At 37.5% G+C, this 23,447-nt stretch carries 21 protein-coding genes; 4 read left to right on the top strand and 17 right to left on the bottom strand.

Features of this window, described 5'->3' with window-relative positions; translation table 11 throughout:
- Positions 1–86 precede the first annotated feature (86 nt).
- The 5 genes from IGJ90_RS06965 to IGJ90_RS06945 form a co-directional block, all read right to left on the bottom strand.
- Positions 87–1,523, bottom strand: coding sequence for a catalase (locus tag IGJ90_RS06965; RefSeq protein WP_002366705.1), 1,437 nt, complete (start codon positions 1,521–1,523; stop codon positions 87–89).
- Between the two features lie 302 nt (positions 1,524–1,825).
- Positions 1,826–2,836, bottom strand: a complete 1,011-nt coding sequence (locus tag IGJ90_RS06960; protein ID WP_002366704.1) for a hypothetical protein — start codon at positions 2,834–2,836, stop codon at positions 1,826–1,828.
- 139 nt (positions 2,837–2,975) lie between these two features.
- Positions 2,976–3,401, bottom strand: a complete 426-nt coding sequence (locus IGJ90_RS06955) for an 8-oxo-dGTP diphosphatase (protein WP_002385906.1) — start codon at positions 3,399–3,401, stop codon at positions 2,976–2,978.
- Positions 3,402–3,489: 88 nt separating this feature from the next.
- Positions 3,490–5,268, bottom strand: coding sequence for an ABC transporter ATP-binding protein (locus tag IGJ90_RS06950; protein ID WP_438767853.1), 1,779 nt, complete (start codon positions 5,266–5,268; stop codon positions 3,490–3,492).
- The gene (locus tag IGJ90_RS06945) at positions 5,261–7,009 is read right to left on the bottom strand and encodes an ABC transporter ATP-binding protein (protein ID WP_002371139.1); all 1,749 of its coding nucleotides are present in this window, start codon (positions 7,007–7,009) and stop codon (positions 5,261–5,263) included. Before IGJ90_RS06945 ends, IGJ90_RS06950 begins: the two co-directional genes overlap by 8 nt.
- A 136-nt stretch (positions 7,010–7,145) precedes the next feature.
- On the opposite strand from IGJ90_RS06945, the gene IGJ90_RS06940 reads away from it, so the two are divergent.
- A complete protein-coding gene (locus IGJ90_RS06940) occupies positions 7,146–7,964 on the top strand; it encodes a helix-turn-helix transcriptional regulator (protein ID WP_002357554.1) in 819 nt (272 codons plus the stop codon).
- 54 nt (positions 7,965–8,018) lie between these two features.
- Here IGJ90_RS06940 and IGJ90_RS06935 read toward each other — a convergent pair whose 3' ends face one another.
- Together IGJ90_RS06935 and IGJ90_RS06930 are read right to left on the bottom strand one after the other, a co-directional pair.
- A complete protein-coding gene (locus IGJ90_RS06935; protein ID WP_002357555.1) occupies positions 8,019–8,546 on the bottom strand; it encodes a GNAT family N-acetyltransferase in 528 nt (175 codons plus the stop codon).
- Positions 8,547–8,565: 19 nt separating this feature from the next.
- Positions 8,566–9,066: a GNAT family N-acetyltransferase gene (locus IGJ90_RS06930; RefSeq protein ID WP_438767851.1), complete on the bottom strand. Its 501-nt coding sequence runs from the start codon at positions 9,064–9,066 to the stop codon at positions 8,566–8,568.
- 176 nt (positions 9,067–9,242) lie between these two features.
- Here IGJ90_RS06930 and IGJ90_RS06925 point away from each other — a divergent pair, with 176 nt between their 5' ends.
- Entirely contained in the window at positions 9,243–9,851 is a 609-nt protein-coding gene (locus tag IGJ90_RS06925; RefSeq protein ID WP_002360295.1) for an NUDIX hydrolase N-terminal domain-containing protein, read from the top strand.
- A gap of 50 nt (positions 9,852–9,901) precedes the next feature.
- Here the strand turns inward: IGJ90_RS06925 and IGJ90_RS06920 are convergent, their stop codons facing one another.
- The 4 genes from IGJ90_RS06920 to IGJ90_RS06905 form a co-directional block, all read right to left on the bottom strand.
- Entirely contained in the window at positions 9,902–11,242 is a 1,341-nt protein-coding gene (locus IGJ90_RS06920) for an NADH oxidase (RefSeq protein ID WP_002366698.1), read from the bottom strand.
- A 297-nt stretch (positions 11,243–11,539) separates the two neighbouring features.
- On the bottom strand, positions 11,540–11,983 hold the full coding sequence (locus IGJ90_RS06915; protein WP_002357560.1) for a Fur family transcriptional regulator: 444 nt from the start codon (positions 11,981–11,983) through the stop codon (positions 11,540–11,542).
- A 138-nt stretch (positions 11,984–12,121) separates the two neighbouring features.
- Positions 12,122–13,054: a cysteine synthase A gene (cysK, locus tag IGJ90_RS06910; RefSeq protein WP_002366697.1), complete on the bottom strand. Its 933-nt coding sequence runs from the start codon at positions 13,052–13,054 to the stop codon at positions 12,122–12,124.
- A gap of 228 nt (positions 13,055–13,282) precedes the next feature.
- Positions 13,283–14,143, bottom strand: a complete 861-nt coding sequence (locus IGJ90_RS06905) for a glucosaminidase domain-containing protein (RefSeq protein WP_002357562.1) — start codon at positions 14,141–14,143, stop codon at positions 13,283–13,285.
- Positions 14,144–14,497: 354 nt separating this feature from the next.
- Between IGJ90_RS06905 and IGJ90_RS06900 the strand changes: the two genes are divergently transcribed.
- The gene (locus tag IGJ90_RS06900) at positions 14,498–15,688 is read left to right on the top strand and encodes an MFS transporter (RefSeq protein WP_002366696.1); all 1,191 of its coding nucleotides are present in this window, start codon (positions 14,498–14,500) and stop codon (positions 15,686–15,688) included.
- 51 nt (positions 15,689–15,739) lie between these two features.
- Here IGJ90_RS06900 and tkt read toward each other — a convergent pair whose 3' ends face one another.
- Positions 15,740–17,734, bottom strand: coding sequence for a transketolase (gene tkt / locus IGJ90_RS06895; protein WP_002366695.1), 1,995 nt, complete (start codon positions 17,732–17,734; stop codon positions 15,740–15,742).
- Between the two features lie 71 nt (positions 17,735–17,805).
- Entirely contained in the window at positions 17,806–18,048 is a 243-nt protein-coding gene (locus IGJ90_RS06890; RefSeq protein WP_002384502.1) for a DUF896 family protein, read from the bottom strand.
- A 150-nt stretch (positions 18,049–18,198) separates the two neighbouring features.
- Between IGJ90_RS06890 and lexA the strand changes: the two genes are divergently transcribed.
- Positions 18,199–18,819, top strand: coding sequence for a transcriptional repressor LexA (lexA, locus tag IGJ90_RS06885; protein WP_002357566.1), 621 nt, complete (start codon positions 18,199–18,201; stop codon positions 18,817–18,819).
- Positions 18,820–18,832: 13 nt separating this feature from the next.
- On the opposite strand, the gene queG is transcribed toward lexA, so the two are convergent.
- From queG to IGJ90_RS06865, 4 genes are read right to left on the bottom strand one after another with little or no spacing between them, the layout of a single operon-like run.
- Entirely contained in the window at positions 18,833–20,002 is a 1,170-nt protein-coding gene (gene queG / locus IGJ90_RS06880; protein ID WP_002366694.1) for a tRNA epoxyqueuosine(34) reductase QueG, read from the bottom strand.
- 23 nt (positions 20,003–20,025) lie between these two features.
- Complete coding sequence (gene dfr, locus IGJ90_RS06875) at positions 20,026–20,520, bottom strand: trimethoprim-sensitive dihydrofolate reductase (RefSeq protein WP_002366693.1); 495 nt, start codon at positions 20,518–20,520, stop codon at positions 20,026–20,028.
- A gap of 16 nt (positions 20,521–20,536) precedes the next feature.
- Positions 20,537–21,484, bottom strand: coding sequence for a thymidylate synthase (locus tag IGJ90_RS06870; protein ID WP_438767847.1), 948 nt, complete (start codon positions 21,482–21,484; stop codon positions 20,537–20,539).
- A 17-nt stretch (positions 21,485–21,501) separates the two neighbouring features.
- Entirely contained in the window at positions 21,502–23,391 is a 1,890-nt protein-coding gene (locus IGJ90_RS06865; protein WP_438767845.1) for an ABC-F family ATP-binding cassette domain-containing protein, read from the bottom strand.
- Between the last annotated feature and the right edge of the window lie 56 nt (positions 23,392–23,447).

Genomic DNA, 23,447 nt, shown 5'->3' with positions numbered 1-23,447 from the left:
TACAAAGTAGAGTAAAAAGCATTGGAAAGCAAACAAAACCAGTCCTTAGTTTATCTAGACTGGTTTTGTCACGTACGTTATATAAATTATGCTTGTTGATTAATTGCTTGTGCGACACGTGCTCCATATTCTGGATTTACTCTAGTGAACAAATCAATTTGACGCGCGATGATTTCTTGATTTTTCACTTGACCTAAAGATGCCGCTATATTGTTAATTAAGTTTTCTTTTTCTTCGCTTGGCAGCAAATTATACAAAGCGTTTGCTTGTGTAAAGTGATCTTGATTATAGCTATAATTACCAACATTTCCCTCAACTTCAAAGGAACTAATTTTCGCCGTAGGATCTTCTTTTGGTGTTTCAGTGTAACTATTTGGTTCGTAATTAATTTCGCTATTGCCATTGTCAAAACGCATATTGCCGTCTTTTTGGTAGTTATTTACAGGCGCTTTTGCTTGGTTGATTGGCAATTGGTGACTATTAGCGCCCACGCGATGACGATGTGCGTCCCCATAAGCGAACAAACGTCCTTGCAATAATTTATCTGGAGAAGCTTCAATACCAGGAACGAAATTCCCTGGTGAAAAGGTTACTTGTTCAACCTCTGCAAAATAATTCTCTGGATTTCTATTTAAAGTCATCGTGCCAACTTCAATCAGCGGATACTCTTTTTGAGAAACCGTTTTTGTTACATCAAAAAGAGTTTCTTTCATTGTTAACGCGTCTGCATATGGGATAATTTGCACAGATAATGTCCAAGAAGGAAATTCTTGATTTTCAATTGCATTATGCAAATCTTCAATATGGAAATCTGGGTTTTTCCCAGCAATTTCTTCTGCTAATTGACTCTCTAGATTTTTGATTCCTTGATTCGTCTTGAAGTGATATTTAACAAAAAATACTTCTCCAGCAGCATTGACCCATTTGAATGTATGGCTACCAAAACCATGCATGTGACGGAACGACAACGGAATGCCACGATCACTCATTAAAATTGTTACTTGATGAAGGCTTTCCGGTGAATGAGACCAAAAATCCCAAACAGCTTCTGGACTTTTCAAATGCGTCCGCGGATTTCTTTTTTGGCTATGAATAAAATCTGGAAACTTAATTGCATCACGAATGAAAAAAATGGGCGTATTATTGCCAACTAAGTCGTAATTTCCTTCGTCTGTATAGAATTTAAGCGCAAAACCGCGAGGATCACGCAATGTATCTGATGAACCTAACTCTCCAGCTACAGTTGAAAAACGAGCGAATAAAGGTGTTTCTTTGCCAACTTCAGATAAAAAATCGGCTTTAGTATATTGTGCCATTGATTGGCTCACCTTGAAAATCCCATGAGCACCAGCACCTTTGGCATGAACAACCCGTTCTGGTACGCGCTCACGATTAAAATGAGCTAATTTTTCTAATAAATGAACGTCTTGGATTAGGACAGGTCCAAATTCTCCTGCAGTTAGCGAATTTTGATTATCGCCAACTGGACTTCCTTGTGACGTAGTTAAATGTTGATTTTTCACCTAAAACACTCCTTCATCTAAAATTATACTCATTGTATAAAAAAACCACTCTGCATAACAAAAATAATGCTTAAAAACACTCGAAAACATTTGTTATTTAATAGAATGATTAAAAATAGCAGTAGAATTTAAATCAAAAACAAATGTATTAATTTTAAACTGTTTACACCATCTAAAATAACAACCAATAATTCAAAGAAAACTAAAATGCTGTTTTTTTATTCAAAAAAGACCTAGCATCCCAATCATGCTAGGTCTTTCGTTACTTTTTTTGAGGGACCGTTTTTATTGGTCATTCAGCGTTATTGATTGATCGCAACAGTCGTGTCTTCAGTCGATAGACCTGTCATAGAGGTGCTATCGGAAAATATTTTTTCAACTTCTTGTTCTGATAAAATATTTTCTTTCTTAGGCATTGAAATCGTCGCTTTTTTGGCTTTTTGTGTAATGCTAATTTTACTAGATAATGATTCAAGTCCCATGTCAACGTTCTTGTCTTGCTGCGGTTTCACATTAATCAACATATTTGTTTTATTTTCTTTTGTATTAACAGAAACTTTGGCAGAAACATCTTTGACTTTTTCGAAAGGATCTTGTTCTTTACCTTTCTCAGATGCTTCTGTCGTAATTTTGATTAACTTTTGTAATTCTTTTTTTGTAAACGTATGGGTAATGGTGTCCCCTTTTTTCTCGAACGTATCCTTGTCTAATCCTTCTAAAAACTCTTTGTATTCCTTAGCAGACTGTTTTCGTTCTTTTTCCGATTCTTGATACTCTTTGATTGTATCTTGCCATTCTTTCGTACTTTCCTCGTTCATGGCTAAAAGATCAATGTATTTTCCTTTTAGTTTTTCTGTATCTAACTGAGAACTATCGATAGCACCGTCAGTCATTGAGTCTGCGACAGCGACAATATATTCCATCATATCTGTTGCTAAATAGAGTTTTGGCTCTTTGCCCTCGTTATCTAACGATCCAACCAATGAAATCGGTACATCCATTCCCATCGCTTTTAATTTCATCTCTAAGTTGAATGCTTTTTCTTTTTTGGCATCTACTTGAATCTTCCCAGAAAGCGATGCGTCTTTGATTTGCGTGATGAGCATCCCAATCATAGGATTCGTTTGTGCACCATCTTCTTGTGAAAATTTCATGTCACTAATTGACATAGAGAAATCCCAAACCCCAGATTCTTGTGCGTTTTGATTGCCAATCCCTTGAATGAACTCATCTTTCGCACTTTTGCCACAGCCTGTCAGTAACAAAGCTGAACAGAAAACGCCTGCGACAATCCCCACTTTTCTTTTTAACACACTTTTTCCCCCTCATTATATAAAAAATTAATTCCCTTTTATTAAGAATAGCAAACATTGCTTATAAATAGCAATGTTTAATTTTAGATTTCCTCTCTTTTAATAAGTGGGATTGATTTAATCTTTTAGGTTTGAATCATTAAGCTGTATTATTTTTAAAATAAAATTGCTTTTCGCCAAAAAATACTGGGAAAAGTTCTGCTAAACTGCCAGCTAAAGGACCTTCTCGCAATTCTTTTTCAGTGACCCAAAACAAGGGTTGTTCCGTTTCTTCTGGTAGTTCATCCGCTGTTTCTGCAATGAATAATGTGGCTAATTCCCGCGCACCTGAACAATCATTCAGCCATTCTGCAACACCTACTAATTGTGGCTTCAGCACTAATCCTGTTTCTTCAAGGAGTTCGCGAACCATGGCTGTTTCCATGCCCTCGTTTTTTTCAACATGTCCGCCAGGGAACGTCCAACCAGGCCAATCCTTTTTTTGTCGTTCTTGCACAAGGATTTCATTTTTCTGATTTCTAATCATACATAATGTTGTTAATTCTACTTCAAAATTCCGATTCATTTGGCACCTCATCATTTTTTCCTTTGTTAAGGTTACGATACAGAAAAACAGAGAAAGATTCAACTAAGAATTTTCTCTGTTTTATCATCTAACTCTTTAATAAGTCGTATTGCGATTGATATAAATGATGATATAACGCATGTTTTGCCATTAGTTGATCATGAGATCCTTCTTCCACAATACGACCACCATCAATATAGAAAATTTTATCGCTATTTTTGATGGTAGAAAGTCGATGAGCAATAATAAACGATGTCCGTCCTTTCAGAAGTTGTTGTAGTCCTTCTTGTAACAATTCTTCTGTTTTTGTATCAATACTGGAGGTTGCTTCGTCTAAAATTAAAATTTTGGGATCTGCCAGTAAAGCACGAGCAAATGAAATTAATTGGCGTTGTCCTGCCGAGAGTGTACTACCCCGCTCTTCCACAACTGTTTCATAGCCATCTTTTAAATCCTTGATAAAATCGTGCGCACGAACAATTTTTGCGGCTTGGATGACTTCTTCCTCTGTGGCTGCTAAATTTCCGTACCGAATGTTTTCAATAATCGTTCCTGAAAAAATAAACGTATCTTGAAGCATTACCCCCATTTGTTTTCTTAACGAACGGAGTGTCACATCGCGAACATCATAACCATCAATTTTAACGGCCCCTTCATTCACATCATAAAAACGACTTAACAAATTGATGATTGTTGTTTTACCCGCACCTGTTGGCCCAACCAAGGCGATTGTTTGTCCTGGCTCAATATGAAAACTAACATCGGTCAAAATATTTTTTCCTTCTTCATAACGGAAATAAACATGCTGAAAGTCGACGGTTCCTTTAATTGGCGGCAACTCAATAGCGTGCGGCGCATCTTGAATTTCTGGAACAACATCCATCGTTTCAAAAATCCTTTCCAAATAGGCAGTTGCAGTAATCAGAGAATTGTAGAAGTTACCAATATTGATGACCGGATTCCAAAAGTTATTGATATAACCGATAAAAGCAATTAGCATCCCAGTGGTAACGGACACACCTAATTGACGGATTCCTACGAAATAGATAAAACAAGTCGTAATGACGGATATATTTTGCACTGCTGGCCATAATAAATACTGGACACGCACAGCTTTCATAAAGGATTGACGATATTCTTCGCTTACCTCGTTAAAAATCTGGAAATTTTCATCCTCTCGTGCAAAAGATTGTGTAATTTTAATTCCTGAAATACTTTCATGAATATAGGCATTTAAGTTTGATTGTTTATTGCTAAGCTCTTGGTAAGCTTTCCGTTGTTTCCCTTGGATAAACAGAACCATCACGAACAACACAGGCAATAGCAGCAAACTGTATAAGGTTAATTTCACATCAATAAATAACATGAAAATTAAGGTGATAATCACATTAAATAAATCAGAAATTAAATTGATCAATCCGTTACTTAGTAAATCACTTAACGTATTGATGTAATTGACCACCCGAATTAAGATTTTTCCATGCGGCCGACTGTCAAAATAAGAAAATGGTAATTTTTGTAGATGCTCAAAAATTGAAAAACGCATATCTTTTAAAATATCTTGTCCAATTTCTGTGATGGCATATATCCGATAACGCATACACCAACCAATAATCACCAAGGAAAATAGGAAAATAGCCCCTAGTATTAAGAGTAACGAGAGATTCTTTTGTGGAATTACTTGGTCAATCGCAATTTTAGTAAAGTAAGGGCCTAACATACTTGCCAGATTAGCTAATATGATGACAAATAATGTTTTAAAAACAGCTTTTTTGTAAGGCTTAATATAGGCGCCTAATCGTTTATAGTGAGACCAATTAAATTCTTTTTCTAAAGTCTCATCCACATCAAACGTATTTCTAGCCACGCGACTCACCTTCCTTTGTCAGACCTAATTGTTTTTGATATACGTCAAAATATTTGCCTTTTTGTTCGACTAATTCGCTATGCGTACCGCTTTCCACCACGCGGCCTTTTTCCATCATCAAAATTAAATTGGCCTCTCTCACAGAAGAAATTCGGTGGGCAATAATAAATGTCGTTTTCTTTTCCGTCAAACGGCCTAGTTCTTTTTGAATTTTTGATTCTGTTTCCATATCAACAGCGGAAGTTGTGTCATCTAAAATTAAAATAGCTGGATCTTTGGTTAAAGCACGGGCCAGTGAAATCCGCTGTTTTTGGCCACCAGATAGGCCAACGCCGCGTTCACCAACAATTGTTGCATAACCTTCGGGCATTCTGGAAATAAAGCTATGGGCATCAGCAATTTCAGCCATCATTTGCACTTGTTCCAAGTTAGCCAATGTGTTACCAAAAGCAATGTTATCTTCTATTGTATTGGAAAAAAGAAAGACATCTTGCATAACCATGGAGATATTTTCTCGCAATTTACGAACAGAATAGCTTTTAGCATCTTTTCCATCAATATAAACAGTGCCTTTTGTTGGATCGTAGAACCGAGCGATTAAGTTAACTAAAGTGGTTTTGCCTGAACCAGTTTCCCCTAAAATACCAATTGTTTCACCAGGTTTTGCTGAAAATGAAACATCCGATAAAATGGGGGTTTCAGGATCATCTGAAAAATGAAAGGACACGTGATCAAACGTCACATAGCCTTGGATTGGTTCTGCTTCTTTTTCCCGAGCAATGGGAATCTTCGGTTTCGTTGCTAATAACTGACGAATTTTAATGGACGATGCCGTAAAGCGTTGCACATCATTGATCAACCAGCCACTCATTCGCATCGGCATGTTCAACATCCAGAGAAAGCCGTTAAAGGCCACTAAATCACCAATTGTCATCCGACCTTGAATTACAAAGAGGCCACCAAGAACTAAGGCAATAACATTTAAACTACCTGCAAAACCGTCTAACCACGGTAAATATTTTTTAGAGACATCTGCGGAAGCCATATTCCATTTTTTATAGTCTTCATTGTGCTTGTTAAACTTTTCAATTTCATAAGGTTCTTGAGAAAAAGCTTTAACCACCCGATTTCCACCAATATTTTCTTCGACCATTGAATTTAACCGAGAAAAACTTTCCCGAATCTCAAAAAATACCGGATGCGATTCCTTCGACATTTTTTGTGTTAACAGAAAAATCAAAGGCGTAATTAAAATTAATGCCAGCATCAATTGCCAATTGATCGTCCCCATCACAATCACGGCTGCGATGAACCATAAAATACATTCTAAAAGGTTATAAGTGACCCAAGAAACGAAATGGCGGATAGCGTCTGTATCCCCTGTCATTCGCGCCATAATGTCGCCAACACGTGTATGATTAAAGAAATCAAAATCTAATTCTTGAAGTTTGATATACATATCTTTTCTTAAGTCAAATAACGCAGATTGTCCGACCGATTCAAACAAGACTTGATAACTATAACGAACAACTGTCCGAATAACGGTCACCCCAATCATAATCCCAAGAATTGGGACAAGCTCTTCAATCTTCCCCTGATTGATTACTTGGTCTACAATTCTGCCAGATAACAATGGAATAATAACAATTAAAATAGCGTTAATAACGACAAAAATAACAGCTAGCAGTAACTTATTCTTATTTTTTTTAGCATATTGCCAAATCCATTCAAAACTATTCATTTTCTCCCCTACTCTCTCTTGTTTTTATGGACGTGTATAAGATTACTGTTTTTTTATAGGAAAAGAAATGGGCATTCTTGTATATTTTGATGTACAATATAGTATAGAAAGCGGATACAAGTAGGAGTGATTTTTTATGAACTACACAAATAGTCGAACGTTTAATCCTGAAATTTTATATGCCTTTGATCCTTGGAACGAAGAGACCCACCCTTATAATTGTCATCATCATGAATTTCTGGAAATATCTATTCTTTTAGAAGGTGAATCTGAATATATTGTTCAAGGGCAACAGTACCATGCCACTGCTGGTACAGTGTTTCTTTTTAATCCACGAACGGAACATGGTGAGCAACAAAAAGCAGGAACTTACTCACATCAACTACACATTGGCATTTCAAATCTCTATTTAGAAGGCTTAGCGCGAAACGTATTTCCAAATAAATCAGCTTTATTAGATTTAAGTCATTTACATGGTGCTTTTTTAGAAAAAGCTTGGCAAATTGTTCATGAATTAAACCATCAAGAAGTTGAATCAGCGTTACAAATTAAAGCTTTAGTTATTGAACTATTGGTCTATATTTTAAGAAGCTTAGCAGTTGATCAAGAAAATAAAATTGAAACTCGGCTATCGAAAACGGAAAAAAGAAAAAGAAATTTAGTCAATCATACGATTTATTATCTGGAAACCCACCATGACGAAGAAATTACTTTGGAACAGTTAGCTGAAATGTTATATGTTACCCCGACTTATTTGTCGAAAACCTTTAAAGCGGCCACAGGCGTTGGGCCAATCAATTATTTAATTCAAATCCGCTTAAACCATGCGAAAGAATTGCTGAAAAATGATTCCTTAAGTGTCAAAGAAGTGGCAAAAACGGTTGGTTACGAAGATGCCTATCATTTTAGTAAATTATTCAAAAAATATTATGGAAAATCTCCTTCACAATTTTAAGATAAAAAAACAAGGAATCGTCGGCTTCATTGCGTCCGTTTCCTTGTTTTTGCTTTACGTTGACTCTTTTAACTGTTTCGTCATTGTATAATCGGTGTGGCGTTCATTTCCCATATAAAAATCATGTTCATCTGTTTTGACGAAGCCCAATGATTGATAAAATTTTTGCGCTGGATGATTATGTTCCCAAACACCTAGCCAAACCGTCTCTTTTTCTGCTTCTTCTGCTAATTCAATTGCTTTCGTAATCAAATGTTTGCCTAAGCCTAAACGCTTAAAAGATTTACGAATATAAATGCGCTCAACTTGTAACGCTTGTGGATGTTGATAGGTAATCTGAGCATCACCGTGATTTAATTTCACATAACCTGCAAGTTCATTATTATAAAAAGCAAAGAAATATTGCGAATCTTTATGTAAGATTTCGCTTTCTAAAACTGCTGGACTAAATTTCCTCTCATAATGTGCCTGTAAATCCTCTTCGTTTTCGCCATCTCCATAAGTATCTGCAAAAGTCTCTTGGCAAATGGCCTCTAATTCTGGTACGTCTGCGACGGTACACTCTCTAATAAATACTGACATACTAAAACTCCTTTGTAGATTAAATCAAGTGTTTAATTAAAATTAAACAAGGATTCCAAGCGTCCCATAATGTCGGAAAAACCTCAAGGCGCTTAAAACCCAATGATTCGTAAAAACGAATAGTATGATCGTACACGGAATAATTTCCTTCGTCAACTGTTTTGACTTGAATAAAAAAATAGTTATTTTTAGAATACGTTTCCACGCTTTCTATCAATAACTTGCCGATACTTTTGCGATGATACCGCTTTTTAACTGCCATACAATGGATTTCTACTGTATCTTTACTTGTTTCTGAAAGTGTTATAAAACCGAGTATTTTATTCTCTACATCCTTTGCCACCCACATAGGTAAAGTGCTAGCTATATCGATATACTTGCGGGTCTCTTTTTCAAGGCCAAACCATTCTGGAAGATTAAACAATACTTCTTGTGCTGCCTGAGTCTTTTTATCTGCATTTTTTTCCCTTATAATTGTAAATTCTTTCAATTTACAACCTCCTTTTTGTTTACATAACAAAATTATTGTATACCCAATCCTTTTTATTAAATAATAGCATAGGTAGTTTAAAAATGTAAGTTAGTCATTTATTCTTTATTATTTCCTTAAAACGACGCCTTTTCTCGCTAAATCTGCCCTTCCTTTGTTTTTTTCTGTTAAACTAAACGTATTAAGTCTATGAGGAGCGTGCGTATATGGATTATCTGAACACCTACAAGCGATTGCTAGCATTGGCAGATGCAGGTCTTTTTTACGGGAAAGATGCTTTTGATCAAGAACGTTACCAAGAACTACGGGAACTTACGTTACAACTTATTAGCGCAACCGGACACGAAGCGACTGTCTTGCCCGACTTAGAAAAAATCTTAACTAAAGAGGAAGGTTATCCAACACCGAAAGTAGATGTTCGCGGTTTGATAAAAAAAGAGAATCGTTTTTTATTAGTTGAAGATTTACGGACCAAAGAATGGTCATTACCTGGTGGCTATGCCGAAATTGGCTGCTCTCCTAAAGAAAATATTGAAAAAGAAGTATTGGAAGAAACTGGCTTAGTTGTTACAGCAAAAGAATTGCTTGCTGTTTATGATACAGATAAACGAAAAGACATTCCTCAACTATTTCAGTACTATAAAATGATCTTTTCTTGTGAGATTTTAGAAAATCATCCCTTTGAAAAAAACATTGAAACCTCGAATTGTGCTTATTTTTCTTTAGATAATCTCCCCCCTCTTTCTATCAAACGAACAACGAAAGAGCAATTAATGGCATTAATGAACCAAACAACTGGAGCGCTTAGTGACTAACAAAAAAGATGAAGAACTTCTGTTCTTCATCCTTTTTCTATTATTATTAATTACATATTTTCTAAAGCGGCTTGGGCTAATAAGTTTAAGTAGTTCCAAGGGCGATCAAAATGTGGTTGGAAGAAGAAATCAGAAATCGCTAAATCTTCGACAGTCATTTTATTTTGGACCGCTAACGATAAAGTATTGGCAGATTGTGTGATATCATATTTAGACATCAATTGACCACCAACAATGCGTTGTGTTCCTTTTTCATAGACTAATTCCATCAGAACTTTTTCAGTTGTTGGCATAAACTCTGGACGATAGTTATCTTCGAAAACAGTTGCTTCGACATCTAGTCCGTTTAATTTGGCACTTTCTTTTGTCACACCTGTTGAACCAATTTTCCAACCGAATAAATATAAACCAGAAGTTCCCTGTGTGCCACGATAAGCCAATTTTTGTTCAGTCAAATTACGACCTACTAGCATACCTTGACGAACAGCATTCGTTGCTAATGGGATATAATTTTTTGTTTGACTTGGGTTGTAGTGAACAACTGCACTATCACCCGCAGCAAAAATATCAGGATTGCTTGTTTGCATATACTCATTGACTTCAATTGCACCATTTGGTAACATGTCAACTTTATCTTTTAATAATTCTGTATTTGGACGGAAACCAACACACATAATCACCATATCTGCTTCGAATTCTTGACTTGGTGTAATGACTTTTGCTACTTTTCCTTGCTCATCTGCTACGAATTGTTGGACATTTTCACCTAAAGCTAAATTAACGCCACGATCAACTAATTCTTTTTCTAGAACATCTGTGAATGGCTTATCTAAATATTTATTTAAAATGCGGTCTAACCCGTCAACTAAAGTAACTTGTTTACCTGATTCTACAAAAGCTTCTACTAATTCAATACCAATATAACCGCCACCAACGACAACGACACGTTTGGCATCTTTCGCTTTTTCGATGATCACGTTGGCTTGTGAATAGTTCTTACATAATAAAATATTTTCAGCATCAATTCCTGGAATTGGTGGAATAATTGGCCAAGAACCAGTTGTCATTACTAATTTATCATAAGAAACGGTCTCTGTTGCACCCGTTTGTAAGTTTTTCGCTATAACAGTTTTGTCGTCCACGTTGATTTCTTCAACATTGTGTTCCATCTTCACTGTTGCTCCTAAAGAAGCCAGTTCTTCTGGATTTGAATAAAATAAATCAGCAGCATTTTTAACTACGCCTCCAACGTACAAGGCAATTCCGCAAGATAGGAAGGAAATATTGTCATTTCTTTCATATACAGTGACTTCCGCCTCCGTGTGATTTGCTAAAATACTTTTAACTGCTGAAGTTCCAGCATGGGTACATCCTACGACTACGACTTTCATGTTGTAAATCCCTTCTTTCACAATCTTTGTTTTGCAGAGGTGACGTCTCCCTCTGTCTGTTTAAAATATATCAGAGGAATCAAGCTTATTCGAGTTCTATGCTTGTGAATCGCATATAAAAAAATTCACAAAATGTTGCTAATTCTTAATAATAGCTAGTTAATTTTTTGTTTTTAAGAATTTAAAAGTCAATAACCACACAAAAAAACAAGCATAAGAGTGAAAACTCTTACGCTTGTGAAATTTGCCTAGACAAGTGACTTATCTTTTGATAAATTTTTAACAGTATGTAATTTTTTACACATTCTCCTGTTGTGCTTGTTGGCAATCTGGACATAATCCATATAATTCTAAACGATGTTCATTAATTTCGAAGCCTGTTAATTTACTAGCGGCCATTTCAACGTCCTCTAACCCTGGATAATGAAAATCAACGATTTTACCACATTTTTGACAAATCACGTGATAATGTTTCTTCGAACTAAAATCAAAACGACTAGATGCATCGCCATAACTCATTTCTTGAACGAAACCGATTTCAGTAAATAAACGTAGATTGTTGTAAACCGTTGCTACACTCATATTTGGAAAATGATCTTCTAGTGCGCGATAAATTTCATCAGCTGTTGGGTGTGTATGATTTTCGATTAAATATTCCAAGATAGCATAACGTTGCGGAGTAATTCGGATATTGGCTTCTTTTAATTCAGCAAGTGCATTTTTAACCAATACGTTGTCCATCTTTGTATCCCTCCCCTGTCTATCTTTCTTAAATAATACTATTTCTTATTACGATTGACAAGAATTATTGTAGGATTCTCGTGGAAAAAACGAGCATTTTACTAAACTAAGAGAAATGCTCGTTTTTTGGCGTGTTTTTTATTCTGGAAATTCGTAAAGAGCTGTCGAAAGATAACGTTCACCGTTATCCGGAACCAGCGCTAAGACACGTTTGCCTGCGCCTAATTCGACTGCCAAATCAATGGCGGCTTTAATTGCTGCCCCTGCTGAAATCCCCACAAGGATGCCTTCTTTTGGCCCCATTAAACGAGCAGTTTCTAATGCGTCTTCACTAGAAACAGCGGCAACTTTTTGATAAACGGTGGTGTCTAAAACGTCTGGGACAAAACCAGCGCCTATTCCTTGGATTTTATGTGGACCTGGTTCGCCACCTTCTAAAACAGGCGACTCCGTTGGTTCTACTGCAACAATTTCAATATCTGGAAAAATCCGTTTCAATTCATGGCCAACTCCTGTAACGGTTCCTCCAGTGCCAACACCAGAAACAAACGCATCTAAGCCACGTTTACCGAAGACATCAACAATTTCTTTTCCTGTTTTTTGTTCATGTACCATTGGATTAGCTGGATTATTAAATTGCAAAGGCATGAAGTATCCGTGTTCTTCTGCTAATGCTGTGGCTTTTGCAATTGCCCCTTTCATTCCTTCGGCACCAGGGGTTAATAATAGATCAGCCCCATATGCTTGCATTAATTTGCGGCGTTCAATACTCATAGTATCTGGCATCACAATCTTAACTGGATATCCCAACGCAGCACCTACCATTGCTAACCCAATGCCTGTATTACCACTAGTCGGCTCAATAATTGTTTGTCCAGGTTTTAGGCGACCATCTGCTTCGGCTTGTTGGATCATGCTTAAAGCAATTCGATCTTTCACACTGCCACCAGGATTAAAGAATTCTAGTTTAACAAAAACATCTGCAGCTCCTTCTGGTACCATCCGTTTTAATTTCACAACTGGGCTTTGACCAATTAACTCTGTTACTGATTTTACATAACCTTTAGTCATAATCCTACATCCTCCAATTTTACAAACAATATAATAATTCTTTCTCTAAGCATAGCTCAAAAAAACGATTTCTACCAGAAAAACGAATTTTAGTTTGTGAAAAATTAAATAAAAAAACGGATTATGCTCATCAAATAATTGCTGCTGGCCCTACCTATTTTCACGATAAAAGACCTTACAAAAACTACTGCTTTTGTAAGGTCTTTCTTCAACTAAATAATTGCAAAATTAACCGATTTGGATGGTTTGACCCACCGATAAAACAGAATCCAATGTTAATCCATTTAGTGACATTAAATTATCAACTGTCGTTCCAAAACGTGCAGCAATGTCCCACAATGTGTCGCCGTTTGCGACAGTGTAACTTTGACTAGCTACAGTTTCTGCTGTTGCTGTTGCAGAAGCCGCTGTATCGATTGTTGTATCAACGGTTCCCGTTGTATCTGAATAACTAGTGGTTTGAGCGACTGGTGCTCCCCAATCATATTGAGTTAAATTATATGCTTCAATTAACCAATTCAATTTTTCGGCATAGCCTGGATCAGTTGCATAACTTCCAGCTAAAGCGGCTGTTGCATCGCGATAACTGCTAGTATTACTCTTCCAAACGCCTGAATAATGGTATGTATCCCCAAAAGCAGTGGAACGAATAACATTGGCATGATCTTGGAACGATTCCGCATAAGAATTATAACTTCTAAATGCTGCTGTGACGGTCACCCATTGTCCGTCTAAATATTCTTTTGTTGGCATATAAACAGATTGTCCATTATAACTTCCTTTTACACCAAACAAGTTATAGTTCGGTGCAGATGCTAACCCAGAACTACCATAACTACTTTCTAGCAACGCTTGAGCAATCATGACGGAAGCATACATATCATTGCTATTGGCAACGGCTGCTGCTGAATTTCCGATTTCATTAATAAATGCTTGCTGGCTTGATTCTGCTTGGGCAGGTACCGCAGCACCAACCACAGGTGCTAAAATCATTGAAGTCCCCGCAACGGCGGTAGCACGTTTATAAGCTTTTTGCTTTTTAAGAGCTTTTTGAATATGTTTACTACTTCTTGTTAACTGTTCGCTCATTCATTTTTCCTCCTCACTGTCTCACTTTTCTATTTTACCGTTAATTTCCTATTGAAACAAGAAATAAACGTATTAAATTTTGAGTTTTAAAATTTCTGTAATGTAATTGAAATCTTGTTTGTATTTAATTAACCCTCTTCACACTTGTGAAAACAACCACTTCTTCTTTTCAATTTGATGAGATTTTTGTTATTTATCCTCTTACTTTTCTTTATTTATTGTGATAAAATTTTTAATGGACTTGTCACTTTTTGAACAAACTTTATAAGAGAAGTCTGTTTTTGTAGTCAAAACAACTATTACCGAGTAGTTGTTGTATTACAAAATGAATTACATAGAAATGTAGGTGGTTAGATGAAGAAACAACAATCGGGTTTAACAAATCAAGTGACGTTTTTATTAGCGTTAACTTGCGGGGGCGTGGTCGCCAATATGTATTATATTCAACCAATTGGCACCCAAATTGCTCAGGCCTTTCAAGTCAGTATTGGTTCTATTGGTTTTGTTACTATGCTGACCCAATTAGGGTATGCGCTAGGCTTACTTTTTCTTGTTCCATTAGGCGATGTCGTTGATCGCCGCAAATTAATCATTCGAGTAGCTGCGCTCTCCTCGCTGTCTCTAAGTGCTGCGTTTTTTGCACCAAGTTTTCTCCTGTTTGCACTCTCTTCTTTTTTTATTGGGTTGCTCTCTATTGTCGCCCAAATTATTATTCCTTATGCAGCGGTCATGGCGGGGCCAGCGAACCGTGGTAAAGTAACAGGTCGAATGCTGGGCGGACTATTGACAGGGATTTTATTGTCTCGAACGATCTCGGGTTTCATTGCTAGTGCAGCTTCTTGGCGAACAGTCTACTTAATCGCCGTAATATTCGTGTTAGCATTGGTCGTTCTACTTCAATTAAAATTGCCCAAAACAGTGATACATACTCAAACTTCAAATCGATTAACTTATTTAGGTTCTTTGAAAAGTCTTCCTAAGCTAATCAAATCGCAACCTTTGTTAAGAGAAGCAACTGTCAATGGCTTTTTTATGTTTGCAACCTTTTCAATCTTTTGGTCTACATTAATTTTCTTTGTTAGTAGTCCAGCTTATTATTGGGGACCGAAAGAAGTCGGTATTTTAGCAATTTTTGGTTTATCGGGAGCATTCGTAGCACCCATCATTGGTCGTCTATCCGATTATTATCCAGAACGGAAGATTGTTTTGATTGGCCTGTTGATGCAGTTCGGTAGTTTTATCTTACTTTTTCTAGGTGGAACACATGTGGTCTTACTAATCTTAGCAATTATTGTTTTAGATATCGGTACTCAATTTGGGCAAGTAGCCAATCAAACACGCGTCCAAAATTTAGGAGAAGAAGCCAGCAATCGTAACAATACCGTCTTTATGTTTTTCTATTTCATCGGCGGTTCACTGGGTTCATTGATTGGTACATTAATGTGGCAAAACTATGCTTGGTCTGGTGTTACTTTAACTGGTATTGGGTTCCAATTGTTCGCATTATTTTTCCACTTTATGCTCTTTGCTCCCAAAAAGAAATGAAGCAAAAAAACCTGAATGCTATCACAAGCATTCAGGTTTTTTATCGTTTATTTATAGTGATTTATAGGTATTAACCACATTTTCAGGAGTAAAGCCGAATTTTTCAAGAACTAGACCGCCAGGTGCAGAAGCGCCGAAGTGATCAATTGTAATTGTTTTGCCTTCTGTTCCTACATAGCGTTCCCAACCAAAGCTTGCTGCAGCTTCAATCGCCACACGTTTGGTCACAGCTTTAGGTAACACACTTTCTTTATATTCAGCAGATTGTTTTTCAAATAAATCAAAACTTGGCATTGACACGACAGATACATCGATGCCTTCTTCCGCTAATTTCGCTTGTGCTTCCACTGCTAGATTTACTTCAGAACCAGTCGCAATTAAAATCCCTGCTGGTTGTTCACCTTTTTGTGGTGACAATACATAAGCACCTTTTTGAACAGAATCAGAAGCGTGTTCTAACGTTCCTTCTAAAACAGGTAAGTTTTGACGACTTAGAACTAAAATAGTTGGTGTTTCCGTAGAAGTCATAGCAATTTTCCAAGCAGCAACAGTTTCATTGCCGTCTGCTGGACGAATCACATGAACATTTGGAATGCAACGAACACTTGCTAATTGCTCAATTGGTTCGTGTGTTGGCCCATCTTCACCCACCGCAACAGAGTCATGCGTTAAGACGTAAGTTACAGGAACTTTTTGTAAAGCGGCTAAACGGATTGCTGGACGCAAGTAGTCAGTAAAGACGAAGAATGTCCCGCCATAAACATGGCTACCACCGTGTAATTGAATCCCGTTCATTGCTGCAGCCATTGCAAATTCGCGAACACCAAACCAAATATTACGGCCTTCGTATTGACCAGGTTCGAAATCTTTTTCTGCAGCAACCATTGTATTATTTGAGGCTGATAAATCAGCTGAACCGCCCCAGAAACTTGGAACAACTTTTGAAATAGCTTGAATCGTTTCTTTACTTGTTACACGACTTGCGGCACTTGTTCCTAGTTCATATTTAGGTAATTCTTGTTCCCAACCTTCAGGTAATCGGTTGGCAAAAGCTTCTTTAAATTGTTTGGCTAATTCTGGATGCGCATGTTCATAGTTCTTAAACATCTCATTCCAAGCCGCTTCTGCTTTTTGGCCTTCGTCAATCATCGTTTCTTTAAAACGAGCAGCGACTTCCTCTGGCACAGTAAAGTCAGGATATTCCCAACCATAAACAGCTTTAGCCGCTGTAATGCCCTCTTCACCAATTGGCGCGCCGTGAACGGAAGAAGTTCCTTCTTTTGGTGCTCCGTAACCAATGACTGTTTTAACTTCAATCAATGTTGGTTTATCTGTTTCAGCTTTAGCCGCTTCAATCGCAGCCTCTATTTCATCTAAATCATTGCCATCTTTAACTAAAATATGTTGCCATCCGTATGCTTCATAACGAGCCCCAACATTTTCAGTAAAGGCTTTAGAAGTTGGTCCATCTAATGAGATGTCATTTGAATCGTACAAGACAATTAATTTACCTAATTTCATATGACCAGCCATTGAACTTGCTTCTTGAGAAACACCTTCCATTAAATCGCCGTCACCACAAATTGCGTACGTATAATGATCCATAATAGGGAAACTATCACGATTATAAGTTGCAGCTAAATGCGCTTCAGCCATTGCCATACCAACAGCCATAGCAATCCCTTGTCCTAGAGGTCCTGTTGTTGCTTCAACACCATCTGTGTGGTGCACTTCTGGATGCCCTGGTGTTTTACTATCCCATTGACGGAAATTTTTCAAATCGTCAATTGTTACGTTGTATCCTGATAGATGTAATAAGCTGTACAACATTGCAGAGCCGTGGCCTGCTGAAAGTACAAAACGATCACGATCAACCCAGTTTCTAGAAGTTGTTGGGTTCACCTTTAAATGTTTTGTCCAAAGTGCATACGCCATTGGGGCAGCACCCATTGGTAAACCAGGATGTCCTGAGTTCGCTTTTTGTACGGCTTCAATACTTAATGTCCGGATTGTATTAACGCCCAATTGATCTGTCTTGTCAAACAAAAAAATCATCTCCTAATTTAGGTTTTTTTTACCTTTATTCATAGTGTAGCTTATTTCGACAATGAAAGCAATTACTTTCTGTTGTGAAGTCCTTTTTCACGTTGAATTTGTTTTAGTTTTTCAGGAGTCACATCGGTCCCTTCTTGATCCACGACCTTCATTCCTTCAATATGGTGACGCATCCCTCCACGAAATGCTTCTAAATACTCTTTACGTAATTCTTGTTGTTCGACTTTTTCTTTCGCACTAAGTTCTTCCACTTTTGCTTTATTCGCTAATTCATTTATACGGGCAATTTTTTCTTTCGATAACATCAAAATCCCTCCTTACTCTCACTGTCTATATTATAAGAACTGCCTTAAAAAAACAACTATATTCTGATATTTATAAAACACGAACGCTTGTTTGATTTCGTTCGCATTTTATGGTACACTAATTTTATCAATTGAAAGAAGGTGCGGGTTTTGGCGAAACGTACAGAAACAAGACAATTAGAAGTACTTAAATATATATACGAACAAGTCGAATTAAAGGGTTATCCGCCAACCGTTCGCGAAATTGGGAAGGCTGTTGATTTATCCTCAACTTCTACCGTTCACGGACATTTAGCTCGTCTTGAAAAAAAGGGTCTAATCTTACGTGACCCAACAAAACCGCGAGCAATCGAATTAACACCAGAAGGCTTGGAAAAGATCGGGATTCAACCGACAACTATTCCGATGTTAGGTGTCGTAACTGCTGGTGAACCAATTTTAGCGGTGGAAGAAGCATCAGATTTCTTCCCGTTACCTCCTGATTTACGTACAGAAGAAAATGCTTTATTTATGTTGACGATTCGAGGAGAAAGTATGATTAACGCAGGTATTCTAGATGGCGACCAAGTGATTGTTCGTAAGCAATCGAATGCCAATAATGGCGACATCGTAATCGCAATGACCGATGAAGATGAAGCAACCTGTAAACGATTCTTCCGAGAAGTAGATCATATCCGCTTGCAGCCTGAAAATGATGCATTAGCGCCTATTCTTTTAGATAACGTTACAATTTTAGGTAAAGTTGTTGGTTTATATCGCAATCATATTTAATAAAAAAAGGAAGTCACTCCGTTGAGCGGCTTCCTTTTTTGCTTGTTAACAAGTGAATAGCCTTTTGGGCTTCCTCGATAACCTCTTCTTCAGTTTCTACAGAAAGTAGATAATTTAAAGCTTCTAAACTTTGCTCGGGTTCTCTTTTTGCGAGCTGACCTAACGACCAAGCAGCTGTTCCACGAATGACAGGACGCTGATCATTTAAACAGAGAATAATTTGTGGGATAGCTTCACGGCCGCCCAAATTCGCTAACGCAATTAAAGCATTCCGTTGCAATGGTTTTTTACCACGCCAAGAGCCTGCTAAGTGTCCGAATTGCTGTTTAAATTCTTTATTGGAAATAGTTAATAACGGTGCCAATTTGGGATAAACTTCTTCAATCTTTGGTTCCATCTCTTCATGAAAATGAAAATCTTTTCCTTTATTATAAGGGCAAACCAGCTGACAAATGTCGCAACCATAAATGACGTTACGCATTTTTTTCCGATACTCTTCAGGCATCATGCCTTTTGTTTGCGTTTGATAAGACAAACATTTTTGAGCATTCATTCGACCGTCCCCTAACAAAGCCCCTGTAGGACACCCTGTGATACAACGAGTACAATCACCGCAACCATTTGGAACAGGTTCATCTGGTTCAAATTGAATGTTGGTGGTCACCTCACCTAAATATACAAAGGAACCAAATTCTTCGGTAATCAGTAGACCATTTTTACCAATGAATCCTAAACCCGCCCGCTGAGCAACAGCGGTGTCAACATATTCGCCAGTATCTACTTGCGGCCGAAAGCGCCAGTGTTCTTTTTCTGCTTCAGTGGCAGCTTGCTCTTCAATAAAAGCAATTAATTTTTGCAACCGATCCTGCAAAATGTGATGATAATCAATTCCCCAAGAGGCTCGCGCAAATTGTCCACGCTTTTCATCTCTAGGCATTTTTTCCTGAGCTTTGGTGGGATAAGCTAAAGCAATGGAGATAATACTTTTAGGATGCTCAAACGTTTTTTCTGGGTAAATTCGTTCTTCCACATTTTGATGTTCAAATCCCGAGTTATATCCTCGCTCTCGTTGTTCATGCAGAGAATCTTCTAATTCAATAAATGGTTCAGCATGAGTAAAGCCGATTTTATCGATGCCTAAACGTTGACTCTCTTGAATAATTTTTTCTTTCAATGTCGGCATTGCTCATGCCTCCCTTCATTTTATTATTTATCGTTTCGATGATACGTTTCATAGTCATGTGCATAGAGATTTTTCTCGTCCACGACGCCGGGAACAGTGGCAACTTTTTCCCAAACAGACCAGTCAATTTCTGGAAAGAAGGTGTCGCCTTCAAATGTTTCATGAATCATCGTCCGATATAAGACATCGCATGCGGGAATCAGTTCTTTAAAAACGACAGAACCTCCACCAATAACGGTCACGCCTTCATAGTTGTCAGCATACGCAAGAATCTCCTCTACGGAATGCATAACCAAAACGCCTTCAGCTTGGTAATCCAGATTACTGGTAAGAACAATCGTTGTTCGATTTGGTAACGGACGACATCCCATGCCTTCGAAAGTTGCACGTCCTAAGACCAATGTATTATGAATTGTTTTTTCCTTGAAAAATTTCAAGTCGTTGGGTAAATGCCAAGGCAATTTGCCTTCTTTACCAATCACTCCTTGTTCATCTTGGGCCCAAATGGCTGCTAACATAGCTTCTCTCTCCTTTTTATACGGCAATCGGCGCTTTAATCGTTGGATGTGGGTCATAGCCTTCTACTTTAATATCTTCCATATCAAAATCAAAAACAGAAGCCTTGTCTGGATTCAAAACGAGCGTTGGGAAAGAACGAACTTCTCGTGATAATTGTTCTTGCATTTGTTCCACATGATTTTGATATAAGTGGGCATCTCCTAGCGTGTGTACAAACTCCCCCACTTCTAAACCTGTTTCATGCGCAATCAGATGTGTCAATAAAGCATAGCTTGCAATGTTAAAAGGAACACCTAAAAAAACATCGGCACTGCGCTGATAAAGTTGACAGCTTAATTTTCCTTCATTTACATAAAATTGAAACATAGTGTGACAAGGCGGCAACGCCATTGAAGGCACATCTTCTGGATTCCAAGCGGAAACAATTAAACGGCGAGAATCAGGATTGGTTTTAATCATTTCAATCACATTAGCTAATTGATCAATAAAGCTACCATCTTTGGTTTCCCAGTGACGCCATTGCGCACCATAAATATTCCCTAATTCACCATATTTTTCTGCAAACTCTGCATCATTTAAAATGGCGTCACAGAACTTTTGATGTTCTTCTTTGTATTGTTCTGCAAACGCTGGATCTTGTAAGACACGATGCCCAAAATCCGTCATGTCTGGTCCTTGATAATCTGCGCTTTTTACGTAACGTTCGAACGCCCATTCATCCCAAATATGATTATTTCGCTCTAACAAATAGCGAATATTCGTGTCGCCTTTTAAAAACCACAATAACTCACTTTTAATCAAGCCAAACGGTACTCGTTTGGTTGTTAGTAAGGGAAATCCTTTGGCCAAATCAAAACGCATTTGATAGCCAAATAAACTATACGTACCAGTTCCTGTACGGTCTTCTTTAAAATGACCATCTTCTAAAATCTTTTTTCCTAGCGCTAAGTATGCTTCTTCCATCTTATTCCCTCCGTCTCTTAATCCGCGTATTCACTCAAGTATTCCCAACGATTCATTTTTTCTTCTAACAATTGTTCCGTTGCTGTTATCGCTTCTTGTAGTTCTTGTAAACGAACAAAATCATCACCCTGATGATTCATTTCTTCAGTTAATGTTTCTAATTTCGTTTCTAATTGTGTGATGTCTTCTTCAATTGTTGCCCACTCTTTTTGTTCCATATAAGTCAGCTTTGTTTTTTCTTTCTTTTCTGTCGATGCTTCTTTTACTGGTTTATTGAGTGGTTTTTCTTTGACCTTTTCTTGTTCTTTTTGGTTCGCCAAATATTCACTCATCGTGCCATAAAATGATAGGATCTGACTATTTCCTTGAAAAACTAACAATTTATCCATTGTTTTATCCAAGAAATAACGGTCATGAGAAACCGCAATTACCGCTCCTTTGAACGTTTGAATATAATCTTCTAAAATGGTCAACGTATCAATGTCTAAATCGTTGGTTGGCTCATCCAATAATAACACGTTAGGCTGACTAATTAATAATTTTAAGAGATATAACCGGCGTTTTTCTCCACCAGACAGTTTGCCAATCAGTGTGCCATGCATAAAACGAGGAAATAAAAAGCGCTCTAACATTTCAGCGACCCCAACGCTGCTTCCATCACTGCGTTTCACTTCTTCTGCTGCTTCTTGCAAATAAGCAATCATCCGTTGATTAGGATCCATTTCTTCGTTTTGCTGGGTATAATAGCCAATTCGGACGGTTTCACCGATACTATATAGACCACTCTCTAAAGGAATGCGGCCAGCTAAAATATTTAATAATGTGGATTTGCCTGCACCGTTTTTACCAGTAATGCCAATTCGATCGTTTGCTTGAATGAGTAAATTAAAGTCTTTCAAAAGCTGTTTATGATCAATGGCATAATTTCCTTCCTTGATTTCCAGAACTTTTTTCCCTAAACGCTGCGTGGCAAAGTCTACTTCTAAGGTGCCATTGGTTTGTACCTGATGCAAGTTTTCTTTTAAATCCTGAAACCGATCAATTCTTGCTTGCTGTTTCGTTCCTCGTGCTTGAACGCCTGCTCGCATCCACGCAAGTTCTTGTTTGAAGAGGCGTTTTCTTTTTTCTTCTTGTTCTACAGCGACACGTTCACGTTCGGCTTTTTCCATCACATACGTTTCATAGTTTCCTTTGTATTCATACAGTTTTCCAAAAGAAAGTTCGAAAATCCGATTGGTTACTCGATCTAAAAAGTAGCGGTCATGGGTCACCATTAAAACCGCGCCACGATAGTTATTTAAAAAGTTTTCCAGCCATTCAATCGTTTCATAATCCAGATGGTTCGTTGGTTCATCCAATAACAGTAAATCAGGCGCTTCAATTAAGACTTGCGCCAAGCTTACTCGTTTTAACTGCCCACCAGAAAGCTCACCTATTTTCTTTTCCAATGTGGGAATGCCTAATTTTTGTAAAATAATTTTTGCATTGGTATCTGCTGTCCAAGCATCTTGTTTATTCATGGCTTCTTCTGCTTGCGTGTAACGTCTTTGAACCCCTTCGTCTAAACCATTCTCACTTAAAGCAGCTAACGCTAATTCATAATTTTTGACCGCTTTTATGATCGGGCTGTCTCCCTGAAACACGGCTTCTGCAATCGTAATATTCTCGTCAAATGTTTGATTCTGGGAAAGGTACCCAATTTGATAATCACTTGGCTGCTGAATTGCAGCAAGATCACCATCACCGCTATCTACGCCAGCAATAATATTTAATAAACTGGTTTTCCCTGTGCCGTTAATCCCAATTAAACCAATGCGATCTTTTTCATGAATCAAAAAAGAAAGATGATCAAATAGTGTTTTTTCCCCATATGTTTTGGTTAAATCTGTTACTTTTAATTCTTTCACCGACACTACCAACTCCTTCTATTTTGGTCTTGCTTATTGTATCAAAAATTGGATTA

The organism is Enterococcus sp. AZ129 (assembly GCF_051714505.1).
Lineage (GTDB): Bacteria > Bacillota > Bacilli > Lactobacillales > Enterococcaceae > Enterococcus > Enterococcus faecalis.
Note: the sequence above shows the minus strand (reverse complement) of the source record. Positions and strands in the feature narration are given on the sequence as shown.

Excerpts from the sequence above, each read along its gene's own strand:
- IGJ90_RS06925 (WP_002360295.1), top strand. The coding sequence starts at position 9,243 with ATGGATTATCTGAACACCTACAAGCGATTGCTAGCATTGGCAGATGCA.
- IGJ90_RS06945 (WP_002371139.1), bottom strand. The coding sequence starts at position 7,009 with ATGAATAGTTTTGAATGGATTTGGCAATATGCTAAAAAAAATAAGAAT.
- queG (WP_002366694.1), bottom strand. The coding sequence starts at position 20,002 with ATGCCGACATTGAAAGAAAAAATTATTCAAGAGAGTCAACGTTTAGGC.
- dfr (WP_002366693.1), bottom strand. The coding sequence starts at position 20,520 with ATGTTAGCAGCCATTTGGGCCCAAGATGAACAAGGAGTGATTGGTAAA.
- IGJ90_RS06915 (WP_002357560.1), bottom strand. The coding sequence starts at position 11,983 with ATGGACAACGTATTGGTTAAAAATGCACTTGCTGAATTAAAAGAAGCC.
- cysK (WP_002366697.1), bottom strand. The coding sequence starts at position 13,054 with ATGACTAAAGGTTATGTAAAATCAGTAACAGAGTTAATTGGTCAAAGC.
- IGJ90_RS06955 (WP_002385906.1), bottom strand. The coding sequence starts at position 3,401 with ATGAATCGGAATTTTGAAGTAGAATTAACAACATTATGTATGATTAGA.
- IGJ90_RS06900 (WP_002366696.1), top strand. The coding sequence starts at position 14,498 with ATGAAGAAACAACAATCGGGTTTAACAAATCAAGTGACGTTTTTATTA.
- IGJ90_RS06870 (WP_438767847.1), bottom strand. The coding sequence starts at position 21,484 with ATGGAAGAAGCATACTTAGCGCTAGGAAAAAAGATTTTAGAAGATGGT.
- IGJ90_RS06905 (WP_002357562.1), bottom strand. The coding sequence starts at position 14,143 with ATGAGCGAACAGTTAACAAGAAGTAGTAAACATATTCAAAAAGCTCTT.
- IGJ90_RS06920 (WP_002366698.1), bottom strand. The coding sequence starts at position 11,242 with ATGAAAGTCGTAGTCGTAGGATGTACCCATGCTGGAACTTCAGCAGTT.
- IGJ90_RS06940 (WP_002357554.1), top strand. The coding sequence starts at position 7,146 with ATGAACTACACAAATAGTCGAACGTTTAATCCTGAAATTTTATATGCC.
- IGJ90_RS06935 (WP_002357555.1), bottom strand. The coding sequence starts at position 8,546 with ATGTCAGTATTTATTAGAGAGTGTACCGTCGCAGACGTACCAGAATTA.
- IGJ90_RS06890 (WP_002384502.1), bottom strand. The coding sequence starts at position 18,048 with ATGTTATCGAAAGAAAAAATTGCCCGTATAAATGAATTAGCGAATAAA.